This window comes from Chryseobacterium sp. BGA-UO-ETr-SB22, assembly GCF_059567885.1.
This window is the reverse complement of sequence record NZ_JCAQOV010000004.1, coordinates 387,967-409,323: the sequence shown is the minus strand read 5'-3', so window position 1 is coordinate 409,323 and position 21,357 is coordinate 387,967. Positions and strand designations below refer to the sequence as shown.

Annotated in this window: 20 protein-coding genes; 12 read left to right on the top strand and 8 right to left on the bottom strand. The window is 36.6% G+C overall.

From position 1 onward, the window contains the following. Position 1: 1 nt before the first annotated feature. Positions 2-466, bottom strand: a complete 465-nt coding sequence (locus AC57AW_RS05575) for a gliding motility lipoprotein GldH (protein WP_496351117.1) — start codon at positions 464-466, stop codon at positions 2-4. Further along, the gene (locus AC57AW_RS05570; RefSeq protein ID WP_496351116.1) at positions 459-1,859 is read right to left on the bottom strand and encodes a PSP1 domain-containing protein; all 1,401 of its coding nucleotides are present in this window, start codon (positions 1,857-1,859) and stop codon (positions 459-461) included. Before AC57AW_RS05570 ends, AC57AW_RS05575 begins: the two co-directional genes overlap by 8 nt. A 438-nt stretch (positions 1,860-2,297) precedes the next feature. Here AC57AW_RS05570 and AC57AW_RS05565 point away from each other — a divergent pair, with 438 nt between their 5' ends. The 5 genes from AC57AW_RS05565 (at position 2,298) to AC57AW_RS05545 (ending at position 8,196) form a co-directional block, all read left to right on the top strand. Beyond that, positions 2,298-3,536 carry an OmpP1/FadL family transporter gene (locus tag AC57AW_RS05565; RefSeq protein ID WP_496351115.1) on the top strand — a complete coding sequence of 413 codons (1,239 nt, stop codon included), beginning with the start codon at positions 2,298-2,300 and terminating at the stop codon, positions 3,534-3,536. A 12-nt stretch (positions 3,537-3,548) separates the two neighbouring features. Then, on the top strand, positions 3,549-5,012 hold the full coding sequence (locus AC57AW_RS05560) for an SGNH/GDSL hydrolase family protein (protein WP_496351114.1): 1,464 nt from the start codon (positions 3,549-3,551) through the stop codon (positions 5,010-5,012). 85 nt (positions 5,013-5,097) lie between these two features. After that, a complete protein-coding gene (locus AC57AW_RS05555) occupies positions 5,098-6,036 on the top strand; it encodes a ribose-phosphate pyrophosphokinase (protein ID WP_318847479.1) in 939 nt (312 codons plus the stop codon). 54 nt (positions 6,037-6,090) lie between these two features. Next, the gene (locus AC57AW_RS05550) at positions 6,091-6,732 is read left to right on the top strand and encodes a 50S ribosomal protein L25/general stress protein Ctc (RefSeq protein WP_318847478.1); all 642 of its coding nucleotides are present in this window, start codon (positions 6,091-6,093) and stop codon (positions 6,730-6,732) included. Positions 6,733-6,975: 243 nt separating this feature from the next. Continuing rightward, positions 6,976-8,196 carry an aminotransferase class V-fold PLP-dependent enzyme gene (locus AC57AW_RS05545; RefSeq protein ID WP_496351113.1) on the top strand — a complete coding sequence of 407 codons (1,221 nt, stop codon included), beginning with the start codon at positions 6,976-6,978 and terminating at the stop codon, positions 8,194-8,196. 51 nt (positions 8,197-8,247) lie between these two features. Here AC57AW_RS05545 and AC57AW_RS05540 read toward each other — a convergent pair whose 3' ends face one another. Continuing rightward, positions 8,248-8,373: a GNAT family acetyltransferase gene (locus tag AC57AW_RS05540; protein ID WP_318847476.1), complete on the bottom strand. Its 126-nt coding sequence runs from the start codon at positions 8,371-8,373 to the stop codon at positions 8,248-8,250. A 154-nt stretch (positions 8,374-8,527) separates the two neighbouring features. Here AC57AW_RS05540 and AC57AW_RS05535 point away from each other — a divergent pair, with 154 nt between their 5' ends. Further along, the gene (locus AC57AW_RS05535) at positions 8,528-9,352 is read left to right on the top strand and encodes a T9SS type A sorting domain-containing protein (protein ID WP_318847475.1); all 825 of its coding nucleotides are present in this window, start codon (positions 8,528-8,530) and stop codon (positions 9,350-9,352) included. A gap of 90 nt (positions 9,353-9,442) precedes the next feature. Here the strand turns inward: AC57AW_RS05535 and hemE are convergent, their stop codons facing one another. From hemE to hemA, 4 genes are read right to left on the bottom strand one after another with little or no spacing between them, the layout of a single operon-like run. Then, positions 9,443-10,474 carry a uroporphyrinogen decarboxylase gene (gene hemE, locus AC57AW_RS05530; RefSeq protein WP_318847474.1) on the bottom strand — a complete coding sequence of 344 codons (1,032 nt, stop codon included), beginning with the start codon at positions 10,472-10,474 and terminating at the stop codon, positions 9,443-9,445. A 47-nt stretch (positions 10,475-10,521) separates the two neighbouring features. Beyond that, positions 10,522-11,205, bottom strand: a complete 684-nt coding sequence (locus AC57AW_RS05525) for a uroporphyrinogen-III synthase (RefSeq protein ID WP_496351112.1) — start codon at positions 11,203-11,205, stop codon at positions 10,522-10,524. A gap of 56 nt (positions 11,206-11,261) precedes the next feature. Continuing rightward, on the bottom strand, positions 11,262-12,170 hold the full coding sequence (gene hemC, locus AC57AW_RS05520) for a hydroxymethylbilane synthase (protein ID WP_496351111.1): 909 nt from the start codon (positions 12,168-12,170) through the stop codon (positions 11,262-11,264). Next, positions 12,157-13,431, bottom strand: a complete 1,275-nt coding sequence (hemA, locus tag AC57AW_RS05515) for a glutamyl-tRNA reductase (RefSeq protein ID WP_318847471.1) — start codon at positions 13,429-13,431, stop codon at positions 12,157-12,159. Before hemA ends, hemC begins: the two co-directional genes overlap by 14 nt. A gap of 453 nt (positions 13,432-13,884) precedes the next feature. Between hemA and AC57AW_RS05510 the strand changes: the two genes are divergently transcribed. The 6 genes from AC57AW_RS05510 (at position 13,885) to AC57AW_RS05485 (ending at position 20,237) form a co-directional block, all read left to right on the top strand. Next, on the top strand, positions 13,885-14,910 hold the full coding sequence (locus AC57AW_RS05510) for a rod shape-determining protein (protein WP_002982450.1): 1,026 nt from the start codon (positions 13,885-13,887) through the stop codon (positions 14,908-14,910). A gap of 28 nt (positions 14,911-14,938) precedes the next feature. Next, entirely contained in the window at positions 14,939-15,793 is an 855-nt protein-coding gene (gene mreC / locus AC57AW_RS05505; protein WP_047376236.1) for a rod shape-determining protein MreC, read from the top strand. Further along, entirely contained in the window at positions 15,786-16,292 is a 507-nt protein-coding gene (locus tag AC57AW_RS05500; protein ID WP_318847470.1) for a rod shape-determining protein MreD, read from the top strand. The genes mreC and AC57AW_RS05500 overlap by 8 nt, the downstream gene beginning before the upstream one ends. Beyond that, positions 16,289-18,334, top strand: coding sequence for a penicillin-binding transpeptidase domain-containing protein (locus tag AC57AW_RS05495; protein WP_318847469.1), 2,046 nt, complete (start codon positions 16,289-16,291; stop codon positions 18,332-18,334). Before AC57AW_RS05500 ends, AC57AW_RS05495 begins: the two co-directional genes overlap by 4 nt. Continuing rightward, positions 18,331-19,560 carry a rod shape-determining protein RodA gene (gene rodA, locus AC57AW_RS05490; RefSeq protein ID WP_496351110.1) on the top strand — a complete coding sequence of 410 codons (1,230 nt, stop codon included), beginning with the start codon at positions 18,331-18,333 and terminating at the stop codon, positions 19,558-19,560. The genes AC57AW_RS05495 and rodA overlap by 4 nt, the downstream gene beginning before the upstream one ends. 101 nt (positions 19,561-19,661) lie before the next feature. Then, on the top strand, positions 19,662-20,237 hold the full coding sequence (locus AC57AW_RS05485; RefSeq protein ID WP_496351109.1) for a pentapeptide repeat-containing protein: 576 nt from the start codon (positions 19,662-19,664) through the stop codon (positions 20,235-20,237). Positions 20,238-20,378: 141 nt separating this feature from the next. On the opposite strand, the gene AC57AW_RS05480 is transcribed toward AC57AW_RS05485, so the two are convergent. Next, on the bottom strand, positions 20,379-21,089 hold the full coding sequence (locus tag AC57AW_RS05480) for a C40 family peptidase (RefSeq protein WP_318847466.1): 711 nt from the start codon (positions 21,087-21,089) through the stop codon (positions 20,379-20,381). Positions 21,090-21,357: the final 268 nt, after the last annotated feature.

Here is a 21,357-nt window from a genome sequence, read left to right as displayed (position 1 = left end):
GTTACGGTTTAGCCGTTTCTATTTTTATCCCAATATCCTCAATTCCTGAAAGGTTATCGTTTCTCATCGCCTGGGTCAGGCCGATTTCGTATTTTCCTTTTACCGGAAATTGATAATTCCATTTATACTGAAACAAAGTTTCCTTTGTATCACCAAAGCCTGTACCAAGCCATTCTCCATTTGGTTTTGCCAGTACATAATTCAAGGTGTCTGTTTCCTTTTTTTTAGTCTGGAGATTGGTGAAATTCACAATAAACCTGATATTGCTGTAAGGATAATCACTATTATTCCTTACAACAAATATAATATTTTTAGGATTCTGCGGATCTGAAATTTCAAGATTAAATTTTTGCTCATTTTTCTTATTCCATTTGTTATCAACGGAATTCATGATGACATCTCCTCCTGAGGAAGAGTTACAGCTAAAGAAAAGGATAAGGGAAAATAATCCTAAAATTTTATGCATTATTATCTTTTTTTGGAGGATATTTCTTTTTAAATTTCTTCTTGTTCGGGTTGTTTTGTGGCTTATTATCAGCATCAGAACTACCCTCTACTTTCTCCGCAGGTGCTTTTTGCTGAGGATGTTGTTTTTGAGGTCTGGGCTGATTTCCAGGCTGAGCATTAGGGTTTTCAGGCTTTTCAGATCTTTCCGGTCTGTCTTGTCTTTCCGGTCTGTTTCTTTTCTGCCCTTGCGGCTGCCCTTGTTGTCCCTGTTGGTGGTTGCCTTGCTTGTTCTGATTGTTTCTGTTTCTGTTGTTACTTCTGTTTTTCTTTTCAAAACGATCCACACTGTTTTCCTGGATCAAATCAATATTTTGAGCAGAAGGTTCAGGTTGTTTCAAGTCTTCCAGAGGAAGTATCTTTTCTCCTCTTTTATTTTTTGAAATCAGTTTTTTAACAAGATCAATGTCGAAATCATACCAGGCAATGGAGCTGTCTACATAAGCAAACCACATTTTCTTTTTGAAAACATCAATTTTAATACAAAATGCTTTTCCTTTCTCTGTTTCTAAAGTAGTTGAAGAAGAAGGGAAATTGCTTAATGCATCCAAATAGCTGTCAAGCTCGTAGTTAAGACAGCACTTAAGCTTACCACATTGTCCGGCCAGTTTCTGAGGATTAATACTCAATTGCTGATATCTTGCCACATTGGTGTTTACAGATCTGAAATCTGTAAGCCATGTAGAACAGCAAAGTTCACGCCCACAAGATCCGATTCCACCTACTTTTGCAGCTTCCTGTCTGAAACCGATCTGTTTCATATCAATTTTAGTACGGAATGCTCCGGCGTATTCTTTGATTAACTGTCTGAAATCCACTCGGTTTTCAGCGGTGTAATAAAAGGTTATTTTTGAAGAGTCCCCCTGATATTCCACATCGGTAACTTTCATTTCAAGGCCTATTCTTTGGGCAATTTTTCTTGCTTCAAGCTTTACACCATCTTCTTTTTTTCTTGCTTCCTGCCATACCTCAAGATCTTTTTGGTTGGCCTGTCTGTATATTTTGAGTGCCAATTCTTCAGAAAATTTTTTCTTTTTCATCTGAATCTTTACTAATTCTCCCGTAAGGCTTACAACGCCTACATCGTGTCCCGGACTTGATTCTACTGTAATTACGCTACCAATATGTAAAGGAATATTATTTACATTTTTATAAAACGATTTTCTGTCATTTTTAAATCTAACTTCTACAAAATCACACCTGTTAGGTGCCGGATTGTTGATGTCAGAAAGCCAGTCAAAAACACTTAATTTATAACTATTCCCGCAGGTATTTACACTTTCACAGCCATTTGCGGTTTTTTTAGGGCCGCAAGAATGTGCAGAATCGCCGGATGTTTTACATCCACAACTCATATTACTATTATTTATAATCTGCAAATTTATGTATTTTTATCTTTATGCAATTCTAAAATACTTAAATAACCTGAATTCGGGACAAAACATTGATGTATTTTAAGTAAGAATAGAAGCGGGAGACTGAAAGAAGCTTGTTCTAAAGGAAATTTTTAATGAAAAGATTTTTCAACTTTAACATTTATTATCATTTGATACCCTGTTCTGAAATTTTGAGGTAAGATAACTTTAAAGTTAAACAATTGTTTAATGTTAAACACTTAAATATGGATTGTTTAAAAATATTCTTAAATGTTTAATAATGAAAATTTTGAGTTTTGTTTATATGAAGGTGTTATTTTAAACATAGTTTTCTTTTGAGATATTGTTTAAAATATTAGCAAATATTAACAGACGTATTCAAAATAATTTTATATTTGGCTTATATAATAATAGTCTATGAAAAAAATATTAGTATCAACTGCTTTATTGGCGGGAGTTCTATCTTACGCAGGAGGCTTCAGAGTTTCCCTGCAAGGGGTAAAACAATTGGCAATGGCGCATACTAGTGCTCATGCCGAAGACGCGAGTGTGACATTCTTTAACCCTGCGGGTATGTCATTTATCCCTTCCAAGCTGAGTGTAGTGGCAGGAGGGTTTGGTGCAAGTAATAAAGTTACTTTTCAAAACTTCAATACTTTACAAAGCGCAGAAACGGATAACCCTATAGGGACTCCTTTCTATGCGGCGATTACTTATAGACCAATAGAGAAACTTACCGTAGGTCTTAGTGTTACAACACCTTTTGGAAGTACAATAAAATGGCCTGAAAACTGGGAAGGTAAAGAATTGGTTCAGAAAATGGAACTGAAAAGTTTCTATTTCCAGCCAATGGTCTCTGTGAAACTGGCTCCTTGGGTATCTTTTGGTGCTAGCTATATCTACGCAAGAGGAAAGGTAGATTGGGACAAAGCGGTAACACAGTTCGACGGGAAAGTTAATATTAATGATGAAAATGCAACCGGACACGGATACGGATTTGGTTTCTATTTCAGACCTGACCCGAAATTGGACGTGAGTATTGCCTACCGTTCAGCAATAGATATGAAAGCTAAAAGTGGAACGGCTACATTCCAGTTTCCGTCACAATCTGTTTATACACAGCTAAAACTGAATGCAGCAGGACAAGATGGTTTCTCAGCAGTTCTTCCATTGGTTGAAGAATATACAATCGGTTTAACCTATAAAGTGACACCGAAATGGCTGGTTTCTGCAGACTTTAACTACCATGGATGGGAAAGATATAGCAAACTTACTTTAGATTTCGAGAATGCTCCTATTGGAAATAATCCATCGGATCCTACTATTCTTACCAATCCTAAGAACTTCAGAAATTCCAAGACATTCAGATTGGGAACTCAGTATGCGTTCACTGATATGATCTACGGACGTTTGGGAGCTTATTATGACGAAGCACCTTATACAACAGATAATTTTATTCCGGAAACACCTTCATATGATACTTATGTAGTTACAGGTGGGGTAGGATTTAAACTGAAGCATTTCGGGATTGATGTTGCCGGAGGATATGCAATGCCTCAGTACAGAACGGTAAATAATGTTAATATAGGGCTTAACGGACAGTCAAAAGCAACAGCTTTCTACTTTGGTCTAGGTTTCTCTTATAATCCATTTTAATTTTAGAAGACTATGAAAAAAATTATAATATCGACAATTGCAGTTTCTGCACTTCTTTTTACAGTAACAAGCTGTAATACGGATTTCGATACGGATGTGAAAGATATCCAGGTAACAAAAGGTGACGCAGACTTTACAAAATATATTTCTTTAGGAAACTCTCTTACTTCAGGATATCGTGATGGTGCTCTTTATAGCAGTGGCCAAAATGAATCTTATCCAAGTATGATTGCTGCACAGATGAAACTTGCAGGTGGAGGAGACTTTAAACAACCGTTGATGCCTAATGATACCGGAGGGTTTACTAATTTATTTAACCCAACAACAGGAGATTTTGCAGGTAAGTATGTGCTAAGTGTTGTAAATGGTGCTTTAACTCCAGGTCCAACAGCTCCTGGAGGTGCACTTGACAATATTTCTTCAGGAGGTCCTTACCAGAATATGGGGGTTCCAGGGGCAAGAGTAGCTCATTTATTGGCACCGGGATACGGAAATCCGGCCGGATTAGTTGCTAATCCAGCTACTGCTAACCCATATTTCGTAAGATTTGCATCATCCACATCAACTTCTGTATTAGAAGATGCGTTGAAGCAGGATCCTACTTTTATTTCTTTATGGATAGGAAATAATGATGTGTTATTGTATGCCACCTCAGGGGGAGCTGATCCAAATGTTCCGATTACTCCTGTAGATGGAGCAATAGGAGTAGGATTCAGTAATACCTATGCTTATTTAGTCGATAAATTATTTCCTGCCGGTACAAAAAGAAAAGGAGTTATTGCTAACATTCCAACCGTTACCAATGTTCCTTACTTTACAAGAGTTCCTGCTATGCCTCTTACAGGATTGACAGATGCTCAGGTAACTCAGCTTAATACAGGATATGCTCAATATAATGCAGGATTACTTCAGGCTAAAACATTGGGAGCAATCAACGATGCGGAATATCAGAGAAGGTTAATTAAATTCACTGCTGGGGCAGCTGTAAATGGCGCTGTAATTGCAGACAAAGATTTGTCAACAGTTCCAGGGCTTCCGAAATACAGACAAACTACAGCTAAAGATTTAATTCTTTTGCCGGCAAGTAAAGTTCTTACCCCACAGGCTGGAGGAGGTACTTCGGTTCCTTTAGAAGATAAACTGGTGCTTACTGAAACTGAAACGGCAAAAGTACTTACCGCAACTGCTGGTTATAATGCCGCTATTAAAAAAGCAGCAGCTGATAAAGGTCTTGCTTTTGTAGATATGGATGCTAAAATGTTGGAATTGAATTCTAAATCAGGAATTGTTTGGGATGGGGTGAAATATACTGCAGCATTCGTTACAGGAGGATCTTTCTCACTTGATGGAGTTCACCTTACTGGTAGAGGATATGGTATTGTTGCTAATGAATTTATTAAGTCTATCAATACTAAATATAAATCTACACTTCCACAGGTAGATCCGAACAAATATTCAGGAGTTAAGTTCCCTTAATAATTGATAAAATAAAAACTTAGAAACCACAGGAGTAATTCTTGTGGTTTTTTTTTAAATTTGCAAAATCTTTTAAAAAGTAAAAATGGCCGATCAGTTAAGTTATCTATTTTGTACAAGAACCAGCAGGGACTTGGCAGAGAAAATTGCCCAGAATTATGGGAAAGAATTAGGGAAAATCAACTTTCAGGAGTTCAGCGACGGGGAATTTGAACCTGTTTTGGACGAATCTGTAAGAGGAGGAAGAGTTTTCCTAATCGGATCTACATTCCCTCCTGCAGACAATCTTTTAGAACTTCTTCTAATGATTGATGCAGCAAAAAGAGCTTCTGCAAAGAGCATTACCGTTGTAATTCCTTACTTCGGACTTGCCAGACAGGACAGAAAAGACAAACCAAGAGCGCCGATCGGTGCTAAGCTGGTTGCTAACCTTCTTACAGCAGCAGGAGCAACAAGAGTGATGACAATGGACCTTCACGCAGATCAGATTCAAGGGTTCTTCGAAATTCCGGTAGATCATTTGTATGCTTCCAGTATTTTCGTAGATTATATCAGATCTTTAAATCTTGATAATCTTACCATTGCTTCTCCGGATATGGGAGGTGCAAAAAGAGCTAAAAACTATGCAGGCCACTTAGGTGCTGAAGTAGTAATTGCTTATAAGGAAAGAAAAAAAGCAAATGTTGTAGAAGAAATGTTCCTTATTGGGGATGTGACAGGTAAAAACGTAATCCTTATTGATGATATGATTGATACTGCTGGAACACTTTGCAAAGCAGCAGATATCTTGATTGAAAAAGGAGCGAAAACAGTAAGAGCTATGGCAACTCACGGAGTGCTTTCAGGTAAAGCTTACGATAATATTGAGAACTCACAACTATTGGAAGTTATTGTAACTGACTCAATTCCTGTTAAAAATAATTTGTCATCTAAAATAAAAGTGCTATCTTGCGCCCCGTTATTTGCTGATGTTATGACTATGGTTCATGAGCACAAATCAATTAGCAGCAAGTTTGTTATTTAATTGGTTTTAAGCAAATTACAAATTAAATCAGAATAATTTTTTAAATTTTTATAAATGAAATCTATTACAATTCAAGGTACAAAAAGAGAAAACGTGGGCAAAAAGTCTACAAAAGCTTTACGTGATGCTGAATTAGTTCCTTGTGTTGTTTATGGAGGTGAAGCACCTTTAAACTTCTCTGCTGAAGAGAGAGCTTTTAAAGGATTAGTATACACTCCTGAAGCACACACGGTATCTATTGAAGTTGACGGAAAAACAATTCCAGCTGTTCTTCAAGATATTCAGTTTCACCCAATTACTGACAAAATTCTTCACGTAGACTTCTTCCAATTATCTGACGATAAGCCAGTAGTTATGGAGGTTCCTGTAAGAATTACTGGACGTTCAAAAGGTGTTGTAGCTGGTGGTGTTTTACGTCAGTCTTTCAGAAAGCTAAAAGTAAAAGCTATTCCTGCTAACTTGCCAGATGAGATCGTTGTAGATGTTACTCCATTAAGAATTGGTAACAAACTTTACATCGGTGGTATCAAAGCAGAAGGATATTCTTTCATGCACCCGGACAATGCAGTAGTAGTTGCTGTTAAGATGTCTAGAAATGCAATGAAAGGTGGTGCAGCAATGGAAGATGATGAGGATGAAGAAGAAGTTGCAACTGAAGAAGGAGCAGCTCCAGCAGAAGAAACTGCAGCAGAATAAGAATTGCTTATTTAAACAATATAAAACCCGTCATTTTTTGACGGGTTTTTTTGTGCAGTACTAAAAGCCCAATAAGAAGATTCCTTTTTACTAAATAGTCTTATCTGCTTTTTTTACTATACGCCATCGAATATTTCTATCAACTGATAACGATCAGCGGTTAGCCCTATGCTTCCTTTCGGAAAAAAAGCCGTAAATTTGAAGTGTTCTAAATAAGAACATCTTAATTTAAAAAATAAATAAATGTTTGACATTCAGGAAATAAGAAGCCAATTTTCTATATTGGACAGGGAAGTGAATGGTAAACCATTGGTTTACTTGGATAATGCAGCTACATCTCAAAAGCCAAATTCAGTTTTAGAAGTCTGTCACGCATATTATACAGAACTTAATGCCAATGTTCACAGAGGGATTCATACTTTAAGCCAGCTGGCAACAGAAGAAATGGAGCTTTCAAGAAGGAAGATCCAGAAATTCATCAATGCTGAACATGATTTTGAAGTAATTTTTACAAAAGGAACAACAGAAGGGTTGAACCTCATCGCTTATATTTTAACACAGAAACTGCAGAAAGATGATGAAATCATTATTTCATATCTGGAGCATCATTCTAATATTGTTCCGTGGCAGATGCTTTGTGAAAGAACCGGAGCAAAACTTCGTGTGATTCCTATTGATGAAAACGGAATTCTTCAGATGGATCACTTTGATCAGTTTTTAAATGAAAAGACAAAGGTTGTTTCTGTAAACCAGGTTTCTAATGCACTGGGAATTGTAAATCCTATTGAGGAAATTATCGAAAAAACAAGAAAGAATACTGATGCGTATGTTGTAATCGATGGTGCTCAGTCTGCTCCGCATTTCAATATAGACGTGCAGAAGCTGGATTGTGATTTCTTTGTGTTCTCTGGTCATAAAATGTATGCTCCAATGGGAACAGGTATCCTATATGGAAAACGTGAAATATTAGAAGCCTTACCACCATTTCATGGAGGAGGAGAAATGATTGCAACATGTTCTTTTGAAGGAACTACTTATGCAGGTCTTCCGTTTAAATATGAAGCGGGAACACCCAATGTAGGAGGAAATATTGCTTTAGGAGCTGCTGTTGATTTTATGAACAAAGTAGGACATACCAATATTCAAAATCATGAAAATGCTTTATTGGAATATGCACAAAGACAGCTGTTGGAAATAGAAGGAATTAAAATCTATGGTGAAAAGGCAAAGAGAACCGGGGTTGTGTCCTTTAATCTTGAAGGAGTGGGGATTGCTTCTGATGTAGGAATGATCCTTGATAAAATGGGAATTGCTGTAAGAACGGGACACCACTGTACACAGCCTATCATGAACTTCTTTAATATTGCAGGAACGGTAAGAGCAAGTTTTGCTGTTTATAATACTTTCGAGGAAATTGATATTCTGGTAGAAGGAGTGAAGAAGGCACAACGAATGTTGAGCTAATTAATTCTTTATCATATAAAATAAAAAGCAGCCGTTGAGCTGCTTTTTTTATTACTCCCATGGAATACAATAACATCGACCATCAATAATGACCTGATAATATCCGATAGCACATTCAAGGCAGATTTCTCCACCTGCCATAATGCTTTTCATCTTGTCTTTGTTTAATTTTTTCATTTGATGTAATTTGGAGATTAGATTTAAAGATATAACTAATATATGAAAGAATAATTTTTTTTATGTTAGTTTTTATAATATATTGATTTTCATATTTAATTATGTTTTATAATAAATTATTTACTAATTTTATACAAACATCAAATATTTTATTATGAAAAAATTATTTATCCTCTTTTTATCCATTTATGGAATATGTGATGCCCAGGTCTTTTCCGAAAACTTCAATGGTAATGGTTTGCCAACCGGATGGACGGTAGAAAATCCGGATACAGCTTTTAATTGGAGTGTGGGTGCACAAAGTGGTTTTGCCAGCTTTCCCGACGGGGCAGCTTTTTTTGATGATGATGATGCAGGTCCAACCGGATTAAATTCAAATGCCAGGTTGGTTTCTCCAGTGATCAATCTTACCGGGTTCGTAAATCCTAAGCTTTCATTTAATTATGCCAATAAAATTTATGATCTTGACTCTACTTTAAAAGTTGAAGTGTTCAATGGGACCTCCTGGGTTCAGGTTTTCACCTTTTCGGGTGATGCAGGCGTTTGGGATATTGATTTTAATACCTTATCATATGTGGTAACGTCTTATGCTTCGGCGGCAAATATAGATTTAACACCCTATGTGAATGCAGCTTTTAAGCTAAGGTTTGTATATGATGACCTCGGAGACTATTCGTTCGGTGTGGTGGTAGATAATTTGACTATTACAAACGGAGCTGCTTTGGCGACATCAGAAGTTTCACATTCAGCTAATATAGAGATGTACCCCAATCCGGTAAAAGATAATATTCATATTAAACTGGATTCCCGAAATAAAATAGAAAAAGTCAGTATTGTAGATATGTCCGGGAAGCTTGTAAAAACTTTTGATAAAGCATCAGATTCATATGATTTATCAGATATTCCCAAAGGGGCTTATATCATAACAATTACAAATAATGATAAAGAAGTGATAAGGAAGAAGATAATAAAGGAATAGACTTAAGAATAAAATAATAAACGATTAATTGCAAAAAGCCCTTATAGAATTTCCTATAAGGGCTTTTTTATATTTTTAAAAGAAATAATCTTATAAATTCGGTTTCCAGTCAACGACTGCTCTGATGAATGCTTCAGCATTTTCTACAGGAACATTAGGTAAAATTCCGTGACCTAGATTCGCAATATATCTGTCTTTTCCAAAGCGGTTGATCATTTCATTCACCATTTTCTTGATGGTCTCAGGAGTAGAATGAAGTCTTGCAGGATCAAAGTTACCCTGTAAAGTCATCGTATGATTGGTAAGTGTTCTTGCGAATTCCGGCTTAATAGTCCAGTCTACACCAAGAGCGGAAGCTTTAGACATCGTCATATCTTCCAATGCGAACCAACATCCTTTTCCAAATACAACCACATGGGTAAGCGGGCTTAAAGCCTCAACAATCTGGTTGATGTACTGCCATGAGAATTCCTGATAATCCGTAGGAGAAAGCATTCCTCCCCATGAATCAAAAATCTGTACAGCAGAAACTCCTTTTTCTACTTTTCTCTTTAGATAAGCAATCGTAGTATCTGTAATTTTCTGTAATAATAAATGAGCCGCCTCAGGCTGTTGGAAACAGAAAGACTTTGCAATATCAAACGCTTTACTTCCTTTTCCTTCTACACAATAACAAAGGATTGTCCATGGAGAACCTGCAAAACCGATCAATGGAACATCATTGTCCAGTTTCAGAAGAGTAAGTTCAATAGCATCAAAAACGTAGCCTAAAGTATCATTTACATCCGGAGTTTCAATATTCTGAACCTGTTCCATTGTTCTGATAGGAGTATCTAACCATGGCCCTACGGATTCTTTCATTTTGAAATCAATACCCATTGCCTGTGGAACTACCAGGATATCAGAAAACAGAATCGCTGCATCCAAAGGAAATCTGCGGATAGGCTGTAATGTAATCTCAGCCGCAAGTTCAGGGGTCTGACATCTTGTAAAGAAATCATATTGATCTCTCAAAGCAATGAATTCCGGCAGATATCTTCCAGCCTGCCTCATCATCCAGACAGGAGGTCTTTCAACGGTTTCTCCGCGAAGTGCTTTTAAATATAGGTCGTTTTTTATCATAATCTATTTAAACTAATATTACCGGCAATATTTCGGTAACGGATATTCTAAATTCTACTTCTGATTTCTCTTCTTATCAGTTCAAAGATCGAAGTCAGAGTATTTTCTTCAGAAGTGAAAATTTCTTCCTGCGTATAATTTCTTAGCTCACTGGAAGTGGTTTCGCCAATTGAAAAAAGGGTCATGCCTTCCAGAGAATTTCGCCTTGCAAAACTACGAACTCCGCTCGGACTAAAAAATACTGCAGCATGATATTTTTCATTTATTAAAGGATGAGTTTCCTCAGTATTGTATATCGTAACTTTTTTGTACTTAATGTTTTGTAAAGGAAGCTCTTGATCCAGGACATTTATAGCAAGGTTGCCGCAGAAATGAAGAAACTGTTCATGCTGGCATTTTCCAATGATGAACCTTGAAAGCGTTTCAGCATTTTTCAAAACCTTAAATGTTCCGAAGCCATGTTTTCTTAGCTCCCTCTTCGTTTTTTCACCAACACAATAGATCTTGTTGTAATTTTTCGCTGTAAAATCCTCATTAGGTTTAAACCTGTTTTTAAAAAATGAAATGACTCCATTGGCACTGGTGAAAATCAAAGAGTAATTTTTCAGATCAAAAGGACTGATCATAATAGGCTTGGTCTTAATTACCTCAACACAGTCAGCCAAAGTATCCTCTCCTAATTCTTTGGATAGTATTGTCTGGTCTATATTTTTGGTAAATAAGATTTTCATGTCTGTACAATTAAGAAGATGAAAAGGGCAGTGAAAGAAATTGACAATCTGATAGGTTAGATCTGGCTTTTGATTTCTGCCATTAATTCTTTTCCTCCGTTTTCAAGAACGATTTTTGCAAACTTTTCTCCAAAATTTTCTGTTGGAGTATACACAAAGTTTTCGTCTACAGAAATGCAGTTTTTCCCATCCAAAGAGCAAAGAGCTGCTTTGAAGCGGATCTGATCTCCGATGATTTCGGCAAAAGCTCCGATAGGAGCAGTACAGCCGCCTTCCAAAGTACTTAAGAAGTTTCTTTCAATCTCTACACAGATTTGGGTAGGATTGTGGTTGATTTCACGTAGAATCTCGTTGATCTCCGGTTTGTCAGTATGTCCCGCTACGGAAATTACCCCTTGTGATGGAGCAGGAATCATGAATGGAATCATCTCGTAATCAATTTCCATTTTCATTCTTTTGATTCCGGCCAATGATAGAATAGTTGCATCAAAATTTCCGTCTTCCAGTTTTTGAAGTCTGGTTTGAATGTTTCCACGGATATCCGAAAAATCAGTATTCGGATAATTTCTCAGCCAGAAAGCTCTTCTTCTCAAACTACTGGTTGCCAGTTTAAGCTCATGAAATTCTTTATTCCTTGCAGATTCTTTTCTGATCAGAATGTCCTGTGGATAGTCTCTTTCCAGATAAGCGATCATCTCAATATTTTGAGGCAATTGAGTAGGAACATCTTTTAAAGAATGTACGGCAATATCAATTTCGTCATTCAATAAGGCAATATCAAGGTCTCTTGTGAAAACCCCGGTGATTCCTAAAGAATATAAAGGTTGATTGAGATTCTTATCACCAGAAGAAATGATAGGAACAATCTCCGTTAAATAATTGTTGTTCTGAAGGTGCCTTGCAACCTCTCTAGCCTGCCAAAGTGCAAGTGCGGAATTTCTTGTTCCGATTCTAATGCTTTTCATTGAATTCGTTGTTTGGTTGTTCAACTAATATTTCGTGCATTAATTTACTAATTTCTTCGGCTTTCAAAGGATTATCGATGATGTATTTTGCAAAACGGTTGGTGATTTTCTGTATCATTTTGTCAGAAAGTTCCATGTCCGTGATGTTTATGTATTTATTCTTTTTATAAAAATTATGCATTTCATTGCGTTCCATGTTCTTTAAAACGGCTTTGAAATGATGGATATTTGGTGCCAGCTTTCTCTTTTTTTCCCATTCAATAAAGTCTTTCATCAGTTCCTTGATGATTTTTTCAGCTTTTGGGATTTCTCTTTCACGCTGTTGAATCGTTTCCTGGATCTGTTTTGAAAGCTCATCCACATCAATCAATGTTACGTTTTTATTTTCGGTAACATTCTTTTCAACGTTATGAGGAATAGAAAGATCAATGATCAGTGTTTCTTTTCCGTTCGGGAAATGAGACTGGTTGACAATAGGATGTTTGGCTCCTGTTGCCACAATAAGAATATCAGTGTTTTTTAATTCCTGGTCAAAATCAGAATAATCAACGTGAGGAATATTATATTTCTGGGAAATCTTTTCAGCTTTCTCCTGAGTTCTGTTTGCAATTTTAATTTTCGGCTGGAAGACATGCTTTACCAGATTTTCAACAGTATTCTGCCCAATTTCACCTACTCCTAAAAGAAGGATGTTCTTTTCAGCAATTCTTTTCTGACTGTTTAAAATATAATGAACTGCTGCATAGGAAACAGAGGCGGCCCCATTGGAAATACCGGTTTCATTTTTTATTCTTTTCGAGATCTGAATAGCAGCATTGATGGCTCTTTCAAGATAAGGATTAGAATTTTGTCTCTCTTTTTTGAAACGGCTGTATGCTTTTTTGATCTGTCCGATAATTTCAAAATCTCCGATAATCTGACTTTCAAGTCCGGCAGCAACTCTGAAAAGATGGATCAGTGCTTCCTCCTTGGTGAGAATATTGGCAAACTGAAGGAAATCCGTAAGATGTACTCCAATGGTTTTGCAATACTCTTCAGCCACTAAAAGGTAATTGGGAGAAGTGGTATAAATTTCGGTCCTGTTACAGGTGGAAACCACAAATGCATCCCCAAGATCTTCCTGGTGGACCCTGGAAACAAAGTTTTTGATGTTTTCATCAAAGAATGCAAACTTTCCTCTCGTTTCTACGTCGGCTTTCTCGTAGCTTATAGAAAGCACGGCGAAATTTGACGTTCGATGAATGTTGGAATACTGTAACATAAGCAGTCGCAAATTTACGCTTTTTTTAATTAATCACTCTCAGATAGTGTATATGATAATTATCGTAAAAAACTATAAGATGATAAAAAATGAAAGGCTGGATTGTTGAAAAATATGAATTTACTTCTAGATGGAGGTTTGCTAAATTCTACATTGATTATTTTGCTAATTATTTTTTCAGAAAAATCAATAAATCTTATAAATGTAAAGCAGAGTTGCTTAGAAGTCCATTTTTCTCCTCTTTATCTGCCTTTTTGCACTGTATCTATTTCGCTTTTTCACCCTTTTAACAACCCATTAATTTTAGTTTAACTCAAAGTCTGTAATTATCTAAACTGAAAGTTAATAAAGAATTATAAATTTTAATAAAATTTTAACCAAATTAAGTTGGTGGGAAATTTCTTTAGTAGTGTTTAATTTATATCTTTGTAAACTTAAAATCAGAAGAAAAATATGAGTTTATTTGATATGTTTACGCAAGAAATTGCGATAGACCTTGGAACTGCTAATACCCTAATCATCCATAATAATAAAATTGTTATAGATCAACCTTCAATTGTTGCAATTGAACGTTCATCGGGTAAGCCGATTGCCGTCGGAGAGCAGGCCAAGCATATGCAGGGTAAAACTCACGAGGATATCAAGACAATCCGTCCTTTGAAGGATGGGGTTATTGCCGATTTCCACGCTTCTGAACACATGATTAAGGAATTTATCAAAAAAATTCCAGGAATCAAAGGTAAATTCATACAGCCAGCATTACGAATTGTAATCTGCATCCCTTCTGGTATCACTGAAGTTGAAAAAAGAGCGGTAAGAGACTCTGCTCAGAAAGTAAACGCAAAAGAAGTAAGATTGATCTATGAGCCAATGGCAGCTGCAATTGGAGTAGGGATTGATGTACAGAAGCCTGAAGGAAACATGATCATCGATATAGGTGGAGGTACTACGGAAATTGCTGTAGTAGCTTTAGGAGGTATCGTATGTGATAAATCTGTGAAGATTGCAGGGGATGTATTTACCAATGACATTGCTTATTATCTGAGAACTCACCATAACCTTTATATCGGGGAAAGAACAGCTGAAAGAATCAAAATTGAAGTAGGTTCTGCAGTAGAAGATCTTGATGTAGACATCGAAGATATCCCGGTACAAGGTAGAGACCTTATTACAGGTAAGCCTAAAGAAATTATGGTTGGATATAAAGAGATTGCCCGTGCATTAGACAAATCGATCATCAGAATTGAAGATGCTGTAATGGAAACTCTTTCTCTTACGCCACCGGAACTGGCAGCTGATATTTACAAAACAGGTATTTATCTTGCCGGAGGAGGAGCGTTGCTAAGAGGTCTTGCGGACAGAATCCACAAAAAGACAGGTCTTCCTGTATTTGTTGCGGAAGATCCGTTGAGAGCTGTAGTTCGCGGAACAGGTATTGCCCTTAAGAATATGGATAAGTTCAATTTCTTAATTAAATAATTTTAACTTTTTACGACTTTATATCTGAATGGGATTTTTGCTGAGATTATTTTCGAAGAATACTCTTTTCGTCTTCTTTATATTTCTGCAAATTATTGCTCTGGTTTTGATATTCTCCAGAAATGCCATGCAGAAATCCTGGATAGCGGGGCAAACTGCTGCGTTTAATTCCTGGGTTTCCGGATATATTGATGAAGGAGTTTCTTATCTGAAACTAAAACAGATCAACGAAGATCTTGTGGTTCAGAATAAAGCCCTTATGACTGAACTCTACGGAAAAGACGGATCAAAGAATCCTGTTTTCAAAAGAGTTCATGATACCATTGGTGGTGGGCAGATTTATACTTTTGTTGATGGAGAAATTGTTTTTAACAGTATCAACAGGAGAAATAACTATTTTACAATCAACCGTGGCCGAAGAGACGGTGTCTTTCCTCAGATGGGAGTGATGGCGCCAAGAGGTATTGCGGGAATTGTAATCAATTCTACAGACAGTTATGCATTAGTTCAATCGGTCTTAAGTGTAAACAAGATCAGAATTAATGCAGCACTCAAAAACTCAGGATATTTCGGTACTTTAACATGGAATGGTGATAACTCCAGGGTGATGCACCTTGCGGATATTCCAAAATATGTTGCATTGAAAGTGGGAGATACTGTCGTTACAGACGGTAAATCTGCAATCTTCCCTAAAGGAGTGACGATAGGTACCATTGCGGGATATTCTGTAGACAATAAAACCGGCTTTTGGGATATCTCCGTGGAGCTGAGTGAAAAAATGGGAGCGTTGAACAAAGTGTATGTAGTGAAGAATCTTAAGAAAGCAGAAGTGCAGAAGATTCAGGACACTATGCAGGCTGTAATAAAAAAAGAAAATGATTAGCAGGACTTTATTTACTGATATATTGATCATTATTTTTCTTGTGGCATTACAGATATTTGTATTGAACAGGATTATGCTTTTCGGGAAATATACTCCGGTATTATATCCTGTATTTGTCATGTTCTATCCTTTTTTCAGAAATAAATTTCAGTTCCTGGCATTAAGCTTTTTAATAGGACTGTCTATTGACGGTTTTCTTTATTCATGGGGGATCAATGCATTTGCGACAACGCTGATTGCTTATTTCAGAACGTTGATCTTCAGGACTTCTACTGATACGTCTACGGACTTTTTCTCTTTTCAGTCCCTTCAGTGGGCACAGTTTTTACTGTTTTTATTTTCTAGTATTTTCCTGCACCAGCTTTTAGTGCAGTATATAGAATTCTTTAAGTTTAGCAGATTTTTCGAAATATTGTTTAATGTGTTGGTGACTAGTGTAATTTCATTTATATTTATAGTCATTTACGCACTAATATTTAAAATCAAACAAAAAGTTTGAACACACGTTATTTTAAAATTTTTTCCATCCTCGTTGTCATCGCCCTTATTTTTGTGGCGAGGCTTGCGTATTTACAGTTGTTTACAGACCGTTATGCATTAAATGCAGCAAATACTTCTATTAAAACCGAATATGTCATTCCACAGCGTGGAGTTATTTTTGACAGAAATGGTAAAATCATGGTAGGAAACCAGCCTGCTTATGAAGTCTCTTTTACGCAGGCGTTGATGAAGCCGGATTTTGATACTCTGGGTTTCTGCAGCCTGATGAAAATTACCAAGGCTGATTTCATCAAAAGAATTGCTGTTATCAAAAAGGAAAAATATTATTCCAAACTGACTCCGATGACTTTTTTGAAGGACCTCAGCAGGGAAGATATTGCAAGAGTTCAGGAAATTATTTTTAAATATCCTGCTTTTACAATTGTACAGCGTCCACAGCGTCAATATGAAGTGTCCACATCAGGAAACCTTCTGGGATATACCAGTGAAGTAAATGAGAGAGAGATCAAAAAAGATTCTATTTACTATTTACCTGGAGACTTTATCGGAAAAACAGGAGTGGAGAAATCTTATGAAATAGAACTGCGTGGGGTAAAAGGAATTAAATATATCCAAAAAGATATCAGGCTCCGTAATATAGGATCTTATAAAAACGGAACATTAGATAAAGACGTTATTACAGGTAAAGATATTACCTTGACTATTGATTATGATCTTCAGAGAACAGCTGAAGAAATGCTTGTAAACAAACACGGTGCAATTGTAGCTCTAGATCCTAATAACGGGGAAGTACTGGTTGCTGCTACCGGACCGGATATTGATCCGAATCTCTTTACAGGACCTAATAAATCAAAAAATTTATATGCTCTTTCAAGAGATACTCTTTACGAAAATAAACCCACTTTTGATCGTTCTTTACAGGCGGGATATCCTCCGGGATCAACATTCAAATTGTTGACTGCACTGGCTGCTATGCAGATGGGAGTAATGGATGAAAAGACAATTTTCCCTTGTGGAGGTGGATTTTTCTATAAAGGAAAAAGAATTAAAGGCCATGGTGGAGCAGATCCGCTGATTCCTTCAATTCAGGTTTCCAGTAACTGTTTTTTTACCTATGCATTTATTGCAATCATCAAAAAATATCCGGGAAATCCTTCAAAAGGTGTTGATGAATGGAAAAAAATCATGAGCAGCTTTGGAGTTGGTGAGTTTTTAAATAATGATTTTGCCGTGGGGGCAAAGGGACGAATTCCTTCCGGAGATTTTTACGAGAAAAGGTTTAAAGCCATCATGAAAGCAAGCGGTTCCAAAAGAACTGATTTTAAGAATTGGGATGAGATGTCAACAGGTGCTATTTATAATGGAATGGGGCAGGGAGATGTTTTGGTAACCCCTATTCAGTTGGCAAATTATGTAGGTGCTATTGCTAACAAAGGATGGTATTATACCCCTCATATCGTTAAAGCAATTGATGGAAAGCCAAACCCTGATCCAAGATTTAAGGTTAAACATAAAACATTAGTTGATCCAAGGCATTTTGAACCCGTTTTAAAAGGGATGGAAGCTGTGGTTTTAAGAGGAACTGCAAGAGGATTGAAATCCAATGACTTTACACAATTAGCCAAAACAGGAACAGCGCAGGTTCCGCAGGGAAAAGATAATTCTATCTTTGTACTGATTGCTCCTGCTGATAAGCCTAAAATTGTGGTGGTTGCAGTTATGGAGCATGCCGGATTTGGTGCTACATGGGCTGGCCCGGCTTGTACAGTAATTGCAGAAAAATATATTACAGGTGATCTGAAACGTGAGAATCTTTATAAAAAGATGATTACTTCCAGCTTTATGCCGGAATATAAGAGACAATGGGTTATTGACCTTAAACGTAAAGGGTTGTATGTTGATCCTAAACCGGATTCAATTAAGCAAAAAAGAATAAAGGACAGTCTGGATCTTGTTAAACAACAAAAAGCCAAGCTGCAAAAGAAAATAGAAGAGGAGAATAAAAAGAATAACACTGCTAAAAAAACTGTCAAGCAATGAAATGGACTGAAGGAATAGATAAACTGGGCCTTGGGCTGTACTTCCTGCTTTGCATTTTTGCCATTGCAAATATTTATAGTGTTGACCAAAAACTTGGGGAGAAACAATTGGTCTTTTTCTGTATTTCACTATTTGTGGGACTGATCATATTTTTCAGCAGAAGTAAGTTCTTTGAAAATATGGCCGGGATTATTTACATTGGTGGAGTCTTATTACTTATCGGACTTTTTCCCTTTGGAAAAGAAATCCTGGGACAGAAGAACTGGTATAAATTTGGAAGTTTTACCATGCAGCCCGTAGAATTTGCGAAGATAGGAACAGCGCTGATGCTTGCCAACTATGTTTCCGGACCTGATTTTAATCTTAAAAACAGAAAGTCTCTATGGACTACTTTAGCCATTATTGGTGTTCCGGCGGCGGTTGTTCTTGCTATTCCGGATGTAGGTTCCATGCTTGTGTTTATTGCATTTTTCATTGCTTTATATAGAGAAGGGCTGAGCGGTCTTTTGTTTGGAGTAGGATTTCTTTTTGCCGGAGTTTTTCTGATTTCGTTGGCTGTTCCTCCTGTTTATGTTGCTGTGGCTGTTCTGGTGATTGCCGGAATTCTGATAGCGATGAATTATCATAGAATGTCCTGGGATGTCATTTCTATTTCAGGAATTTCAGGATCCATTCTTTTACTGTGCGGGCTGGCTTTTGCCTCTCCTTATATTTTAGAAAAACTTCCTAAACACCAGAGAGAAAGAATTGATGTTCTTTATAAAGGTGAAAAGGCATTTAGAGATACTTCAGGATACAACTTATTATATTCCAAAACAGCTATCGGATCCGGTGGGCTTTGGGGGAAAGGATATCGTGAAGGGTCAGTTACCCAAGGGAAATTTGTACCAGAGCAGGAAACCGATTATATCTTTTGTACAGTAGGAGAAGAATGGGGCTTTTTAGGAAGTGCAATTCTTATCTTGTGTTATATGGTCTTTATCGGAAGAATATACTATCTGGCAGAAAGGCAGAAGTCTACTTTTAACCGGGTCTTCGGATATTGTTTTGCCTCGATTCTGCTGATGCACTTTTCGATCAATTTAGGGATGGTTATGGGGCTTTTCCCTACAGTTGGGATTCCTCTTCCGTACTTCAGTTATGGAGGAAGTTCTTTATTGGCCTTCTCTATGATGACTTTTATTTTCTTTAAACTTAATTATTCAGATAAAAACAGCTTAGTGTAATGGTCTTTTAGATCAAAAAGACAGCTGCAAAAGCTAAAGTTTATTCTTGTTGACCAATCTGCCTGAGGGTGGAGTATACCGCCATCAATAAATCATACCATATGAAAGAATCTTATTTCCTTGATCAGGATTTTGAAAATACTGACTTTTCTCAATTGGAAAAAGGAGAGTACGAAAACTGTACTTTCCGAAACTGTAATTTTGAATATGCAAATCTTTCCGGATTCAGCTTTACAGACTGTGAATTTATAGAATGTAACCTCAGCATGACCAAGCTTGTGAAAACGGCTTTTCATGATGTGATTTTTAAAGGTTGTAAAATGTTTGGGCTTCAGTTCAGTGATTGTAATGCATTCGGGCTGTCTTTTACATTTGATGGATGTGCTTTGAATAATTCTGTTTTCTATCAGACATCCATTAAGAAAACGGTTTTCAAAAATTCCAGGTTAATTGAGGTAGATTTCACCGAGTGTGATGCGTCTAATGCTGTCTTTAGCAACTGCGACCTGTCAGGCGCTGTTTTCGATGCTGCAAACCTTGAAAAAGCAGATTTCAGGACTTCGGTCAACTATTCAATAGATCCGGCTTTAAACAGGCTTAAAAAGGCCATGTTTTCTCTTTCTGAAATATATGGACTGTTGTATAAATTGGATATTGAAATTGATAAGAACAGCTAATGTCCGTAATAGGGTATTGATTACTGTAAAAATATAAACATTGATTCAATTGGTTCTTGCTGAAACTTACTACAAATAATATACATAAAAAAGCCATCAGAATTCTGATGGCTTCATTATTTAAATCAATTATTTATAAAATTAAAAATTTGCTGGTGTAGCGGGAGTAGTTGCTGCTAAGTTGTTGTAGTTTTCTCCTTCTTCGTTGATTACTCTTTTAGCGAATCTGAACTTAGGTCCCCAATAAGAATCATTCAGTGAAGAAATCATTACTCCTTTTGATGTTGCTGCGTGGATAAACTTGATCTCACCCTCTTCAGTAACACTTTCTACAATACCTACGTGAGAAATTCTTCTTCCATGAGAAAAGAAAATCAAATCTCCTTTCTGTAGTTCTCCTTTTTCAATTCTCTCTCCTTCCTGAGCCTGAGATGCTGCTACTCTAGGTAAGCTAAGCCCTGCTGCAGCTCCGAATACAGAAAGAACAAAAGCTGAACAATCTATACCGTTTCTTGTAGTTCCTCCATATCTGTAAGGAGTTCCAAGGTATGTTTCAGCTTCTTCAAGGATACCGTCAATGGTTTTATTATGTTTGATTGCTTTTGCAATCTCAGAATTCTTAACTGCTTTTTTAGCACTAGCGATAGATGCAGCCTTTTCAGCCAGGAAAGAGTCGATAAGTTTCTGCTTATCCTGCTCCATTCTTTTGTTATCTATAGAGGCTAGTTTGGCATCTGTTTTGTATTCTTTTGTGTAAGTTGCTGGTTGTGAAACCACATAATTTGTAGCACACGATTGCAATGAAACTGTAGTAACTAGAGCAACTAAATAAAACAAAACTCTTTTCTTCATATATATTTGATTATCCGTGTTAAAAAGGAATATTTATTTTCAAAAGCAATACAAAAGTAGAGATTCCGAGCAAAAGACCCCTGATATGATAATTGTCAGGATCTTATTTTAACACATTTTAACATATAATTTACATATGTTAAAGAAAAATAAACCGCAACGGCCTATTTTTGGTAAGTGTGCGGTTTTTTTTATTAAGATTCTTTAACAAACTAAATCGATTTTCTTCTATATATAAGGGTTTGTAATTTAAAGCCCTCATTTTCAA